Here is a 5562-nt window from a genome sequence, read left to right as displayed (position 1 = left end):
TGAAATGCCTGCAAAATGGCAGGCATTTGGGCCGAGGCTCCCTCATTGGGAGCGCATTTGACCAGAAAAACTGCTGAATCGCAGGCATTTTGCGAAAAACGCCTTCGGGGGCGGAAAATTCCTGCCTTTTCGCAGGAACTGGTGGCCTACTCTCTTCGAGGCATGTTTGAGCCACCGCAAAGGATGAAAATTGCGCGGGCGATCGCTCGACAGCGAGCTATTTTCAAGAGATTTACATTACAGGTAAGATGCTTAAGAGCTGCGAACCTAAGGGCTTGCAGCTCTTTGCTATGGAGGAGGCCAGGAACACGAATGGGATTCGTTTCGGTTTTAAGTTTTGTGCACCAGCTGCTGGCGCAGCGCGTGCAGCCGGGGGATGCGGTGATCGACGCCACGCTCGGCACAGGCGTGGATGCCCTGTATTTGGCGAAGCTGGTCGGCCGCCGCGGCCGCGTCTATGGCTTCGACATCCAGCCTGAGGCGCTGGACCGCTCGCGCCAGCGCCTCGAGAAAGAGCTGCCGGCGGAAGCCGCGGCAGCGGTCGAGCTTCATCTCCGCTCCCATGCGGAGATGGAGGCGGCTGTGCCGCCAGACCGCCACGGGCAGGTCGCAGCGGTCACGTTCAACCTCGGCTACCTGCCGGGAGCCGAGTCTGCCGTGATCACGCAGCAGGCGTCCACGCTGGCTGCGCTGGAGGCGTCGCTCCGCCTGCTGCGGCGGGGCGGGATCGTCAGCATCGTGCTCTACACCGGGCACGAGGGCGGGTCTGAGGAAGCCGCAGCCGTCGAGGCGTGGGCTTCTGAACTGCCGCTGGCCGCCTACCAGGTGCTGCGCTACCAGTTCGCGAACGGGAATCGGACGGCACCCTACCTTTTAGCGGTAGAAAAAAGGTAGACCCGTGCTATAATGCTAGAGAGAGAACCATCCAATTCTAACTAGACTAGAGAAAGTAGGGATCGTCTTGCAAGCTTATCCGCTTCAGTTTCAACCTGAAATGAAAGAACGTGTCTGGGGAGGCCGCGCGCTTGAGAAGTTCGGCTTCCAGCTGCCGGAAGGCGCGATCGGCGAAGGCTGGATGATCGGCGACCATCCGAACGGCACGACGAAAGTCATCAACGGCGAATTAGCCGGTCTAGGGCTGGACGAGATTCGCGAGAAATATGGCAAAGAGCTGTTCGGAACCAAGGGCTTTTCCGAGAAAAACGGACGTTTTCCGCTGCTGATCAAGCTGCTCGACTGTGAAGACGATCTGTCGGTTCAAGTTCATCCGAACGATCATTATGAAAGACTGGCGGCCGGCGAGCTGGGCAAAACGGAAATGTGGTACATCCTGGACGCCAAACCGGGCGCCAAAATTATATACGGCATGAAAGACGGCGTCACGCGAGAAAGCCTCGCCGCGGCGATTGAAGAAGGCCGCATCATGGACTGCCTGCAAGAAGTTCCCGTCGAAGCCGGCGATTCCTTCTACATACCGGCCGGTACGGTTCATGCCTTGGGCGCGGGCGTACTGGTCGCCGAAATTCAGCAAAACTCCGACACGACGTACCGGTTGTACGACTATAACCGCCCTGGTCTCGACGGCAAGCTGCGCGAGCTGCATATCGAAGACTCGCTCAACGTTATTGCGTACGAGGGCTCCGGCTCCACGCGGATGAAGACCGCTCAAGAAGCGCCGGGTACATGGCTGACGCTGGCACAATCTCCTTTCTTCACCGTGGAAAAAGGGCTCGTCGGCCCGCGCTGGGAATTGTCCACTACGCCGGATAGCTTTGTGATTCTAGTCATCGCCGAAGGCAGCGGCACGCTGCAATGGGCGGATGGGGAAATCGCCGCTAAACCGGGCGACTGCTTCCTGCTGCCGGCGAATCTAGGCTCCTATGCGCTGGAAGGCGGCATGACGGTGATTCGCAGCTATTTGCCTTAGCAAGTAGATAAGCCTACAGGAATGAAGAAGGCAGCGATTGCTGCCTTTTTTTATTTTCTGCTTTTTTCGGAATTTACTTTTTATTACATAAATGATATCATGATAATATGAAAGTGATGCAACTTACATTCTGGTTGAGGGGGCTTCTTATGCAAGAACAAAAATCATTTGCCATGAACGGCTTTTTCGGTATCCTGCTCATCGTAGTTTTGGCGATTTCCGCTATCTTTTCATTTATGAATGTGCATCTGTTCACCGGCTTTATTGCCATATTGGCTCTCCTGCTTGTCTGGAGCGGACTTACCGTTATCCAGCCGAATCAGACGGCTGTCGTTACGTTTTTCGGGCGATATTTAGGCACACTCCGTCAGAGCGGATTTTGGTTCGTTGTCCCTCTCTCTTCGCGCAAACGCGTTTCGATTCGCGTTCGGAATTTCAACAGTGTCAAGCTGAAAGTCAATGATGTTGCGGGCAATCCGATCGAAATCGCAGCCGTTGTCGTTTTTCGCGTCATTGACCCGGCCAAAGCCGTGTTCGATGTCGACAGCTATGAAAAGTTCGTAGAGATCCAAAGCGAAACGGCCCTGCGGCACGTCGCGAGTAAATATCCTTATGACGACTACCAAGGCGCCGTCCAATCATTGCGCGCCAACGCGGAAGAAGTGGCCGCTGAGCTTGCTGCCGAGCTCCAGCATCGTTTGTCCTTGGCCGGTGTTGAAGTGATGGAAGCGCGCCTGACGCACCTCGCCTACTCGACCGAGATTGCCAGCGCGATGCTGCAGCGTCAACAAGCAGACGCCATTATCGCCGCCCGCCAAAAAATCGTCGAAGGCGCCGTCGGGATGGTACAAATGGCACTCGCCCAACTCCAACGGGAAGGGATTGTCGAACTGGATGAAGAACGCAAAGCCGCGATGATCAACAATCTGATGGTTGCCATCGTGTCCGACCGGGCCGCCTCACCGGTCATCAACACCGGAAGTCTGTACTAGCGACCCAAGCAGATGGCTAAAAAAAACTTCGCGCTGCGTATTGACCCAAAGCTGTACGAGGCGCTGGAGCGATGGGCACAGGATGAATTTCGCAGCGTTAACGCCCATATCGAATATGTGCTCCGTGAAGCGACTCGCAAGGCAGGGCGTCTGCCTGGTCCGAACGTTGCCGCTCCACAGGAGGAAGAACCGCCCGCTGACGGTTCGTGAGATGATAGAAACGCCAAAAAACTCCCCTACCGTCCATCATTGGACAGCTGGGGAGTTTTTTGCATGCGGTCTGCTTGGGGATTATGATTCTTCCGACAAGCTGCTTTCTTTCAGAATGACGTCGTGCGCGCCGCCCTCGACAAGGCTTGTTGCGGAGACGAGTGCGATGCGGGCGTTCTGCTTCAGCTCGTCAAGCGTCACCGAACCGCAGTTGCACATTGTGGACTTGATTTTGCTGAGCGTCTTGTCAAGGTTCTCTTGCAGGCTGCCTGCATACGGAACGTAGGAGTCCACGCCTTCCTCGAAGACGAGCTTGCTTTTGCCGCCAGTGTCATAACGCTGCCAGTTGCGCGCCCGGTTGGAGCCTTCGCCCCAATACTCTTTGACGAAGTTGTTGCCCACTTTGAGCTTGCGCGTCGGGCTCTCATCGAAACGGGCAAAGTATCTGCCCAGCATGACGAAGTCCGCGCCCATAGCCAGCGCTAGCGTCACGTGGTAATCGTGCACGATGCCGCCATCCGAACAAATCGGAATGTAGATACCGGTTTCTTTATAATACTCGTCGCGCGCCGCGACGACTTCAATGATGGAAGAGGCTTGTCCGCGGCCGATGCCTTTTTGCTCGCGTGTGATGCAGATTGAGCCGCCGCCGATGCCGACTTTCACGAAGTCCGCGCCGGATTCGACGAGGTACAGGAAGCCTTCGCGGTCGACGACGTTACCGGCGCCGATTTTGACGTCAAAATTTTGCTTCACATATTGAACGGTTTCCCGCTGCCATTCGCTGTAGCCGTCGGAGGAATCGATAACGAGGATGTCCACGCCGGCCTCTACCAGCGCAGGTACGCGCTCCATGTAATCCTTCGTATTGATGCCCGCGCCCACGATGTAGCTTTTGTTCGCGTCCAGCAGCTCCATCGGGTTCTCTTTGTGCTCATCGTAATCCTTACGGAACACCAGGGTTTCCAGGCATTGGTTCTCATCGACGATCGGCAAGCAGTTCAGCTTGTGATCCCAGATCAGGTTGTTCGCTTCAGACAGCGTGACGCCGGATTTGCCGTAAATCAGCTTGTCGAACGGTGTCATGAACGCCGAGATGGGGCGATCCAGCGGGTCGCGGCTCTTCCGATAATCGCGTCCTGTGACGATGCCCAGCAGCTTGCCGTTCGCTGTGCCGTCCTCTGTAATGGCAACCGTTGAATGGCCTGTCTCTTCTTTCAGGGCCAACACGTCGCTGAGCGTGTGGTTTGGCGTCAAATTGGAACGGGAGACAACGAAGCCTGCTTTGTAGCTTTTGACCTTGCGTACCATTTCGGCTTCCGCTTCGATCGATTGCGAGCCGAAAATAAACGAAATCCCGCCGCAACGCGCCAAAGCAATCGCCATTCCGTCATCGGATACAGCTTGCATGACAGCAGAAGAAAACGGGATGTTCAGTGAGATCGCAGGTTCCTCACCTTTTTTGAATTTGACCAAAGGCGTCTTGAGTGTAACATTCGCCGGTGTGCATGCCTTCGTCGTAAGGTTAGGGATGAGCAGAAACTCACTAAACGTACGGGACGGTTCGAGATAATACGTAGCCACTTGACTTTTTCCTCCTCAGTGATCGACAGGTAAATTTTTATAATCTTATCACTGAATCTATCTCGCGGTCAATGGCTATTTCGGGAAAAACGGGCAGCTTATGGCTGCCACACCTGCGGCTCTTCGGTATCGCTCACATATTGAATGTTCGTCGGCGTAATTTCAAGAATGACATAGTTCGGATCCTGCGGACCGTCGAACCATTTCTTCATGTCTGCGCTCCATAGCTTGTCCCGCAGAATCTGATTGCTGCTCACTTCCGCGGTCGCCTGAATTTGTAATATTTGCGAAGACGGCTTGCCGTCATAGCCGACCAGCACATGCACGTGCGGATTTGTCTTCAGTTCGTCAACTTTGTCGGTTTTGCGGCTTGTGGTGACGTACAGCTTCAGCCCTTCGTGGTGCAGCACCATGTAGCGCACGATCGGCTTGTCGCCGTCAATGGTGGCGAAGGAGCAAATGTGATTGGCATCGAGGACGGCCAGGATTTTGTCCTCCAGCTTGGTTTGCGTTGTTGTTGGCATATGTGTTGGGACACTCCTCTCAAAAATGGGTGAACTGTCCTAGATTGCCCTGAGTGGCTGGCCTTCATCCAGAAGAGTGCAGCGGGCGGGGCGACTGGGCTGCGAAAGCGTGGTGAACGATGGCTGCGCGGACGAGACGAACTGGAAAACCTCACGTTCATTCCGCTTGCAAACGGCTTTCGCGGTGATTGAACTGGGAAACCTCCAGCTCATTTCAACGGTTTCCGGGGATTTGCCGCCAAAAAAGCAAATAGACTGGAAGAATTCCAGTTCATTGCCCCATTTTAGGAGAAATTGCAAAAATGAACTGGAGGAAATCCAGTTC

Annotated in this window: 7 protein-coding genes; 4 read left to right on the top strand and 3 right to left on the bottom strand. The window is 54.9% G+C overall.

Features of this window, described 5'->3' with window-relative positions:
• Nucleotides 1-312 precede the first annotated feature (312 nt).
• From mnmM to EJQ19_RS31205, 4 genes are all read left to right on the top strand, one after another.
• Entirely contained in the window at nt 313-894 is a 582-nt protein-coding gene (gene mnmM / locus EJQ19_RS31220) for a tRNA 5-(aminomethyl)-2-thiouridylate-methyltransferase MnmM (protein ID WP_126145115.1), read from the top strand.
• Between the two features lie 67 nt (nt 895-961).
• Nucleotides 962-1927, top strand: a complete 966-nt coding sequence (locus EJQ19_RS31215; protein WP_126145114.1) for a type I phosphomannose isomerase catalytic subunit — start codon at nt 962-964, stop codon at nt 1925-1927.
• A 149-nt stretch (nt 1928-2076) separates the two neighbouring features.
• Nucleotides 2077-2919: an SPFH domain-containing protein gene (locus tag EJQ19_RS31210; RefSeq protein ID WP_126145113.1), complete on the top strand. Its 843-nt coding sequence runs from the start codon at nt 2077-2079 to the stop codon at nt 2917-2919.
• 12 nt (nt 2920-2931) lie between these two features.
• Complete coding sequence (locus EJQ19_RS31205) at nt 2932-3129, top strand: type II toxin-antitoxin system antitoxin (RefSeq protein WP_126145112.1); 198 nt, start codon at nt 2932-2934, stop codon at nt 3127-3129.
• An 81-nt stretch (nt 3130-3210) separates the two neighbouring features.
• Here EJQ19_RS31205 and EJQ19_RS31200 read toward each other — a convergent pair whose 3' ends face one another.
• The 3 genes from EJQ19_RS31200 to EJQ19_RS32100 form a co-directional block, all read right to left on the bottom strand.
• The gene (locus tag EJQ19_RS31200) at nt 3211-4713 is read right to left on the bottom strand and encodes an IMP dehydrogenase (protein WP_126145111.1); all 1503 of its coding nucleotides are present in this window, start codon (nt 4711-4713) and stop codon (nt 3211-3213) included.
• 98 nt (nt 4714-4811) lie between these two features.
• On the bottom strand, nt 4812-5237 hold the full coding sequence (locus EJQ19_RS31195) for a pyridoxamine 5'-phosphate oxidase family protein (protein WP_126145110.1): 426 nt from the start codon (nt 5235-5237) through the stop codon (nt 4812-4814).
• Nucleotides 5238-5276: 39 nt separating this feature from the next.
• On the bottom strand, nt 5277-5562 hold a 286-nt coding region (locus EJQ19_RS32100; RefSeq protein WP_164716863.1), incomplete at its 5' end, for a hypothetical protein.

The sequence above is a fragment of the Paenibacillus whitsoniae genome (assembly GCF_003955665.1).
Classification (GTDB): Bacteria; Bacillota; Bacilli; order Paenibacillales; family NBRC-103111; genus Paenibacillus_E; species Paenibacillus_E whitsoniae.
Note: the sequence above shows the minus strand (reverse complement) of the source record. Positions and strands in the feature narration are given on the sequence as shown.

Coding starts and splice junctions, on each gene's coding strand:
- mnmM (WP_126145115.1), top strand. CDS start 313: ATGGGATTCGTTTCGGTTTTAAGTTTTGTGCACCAGCTGCTGGCGCAG.
- EJQ19_RS31210 (WP_126145113.1), top strand. CDS start 2,077: ATGCAAGAACAAAAATCATTTGCCATGAACGGCTTTTTCGGTATCCTG.
- EJQ19_RS31205 (WP_126145112.1), top strand. CDS start 2,932: ATGGCTAAAAAAAACTTCGCGCTGCGTATTGACCCAAAGCTGTACGAG.
- EJQ19_RS31195 (WP_126145110.1), bottom strand. CDS start 5,237: ATGCCAACAACAACGCAAACCAAGCTGGAGGACAAAATCCTGGCCGTC.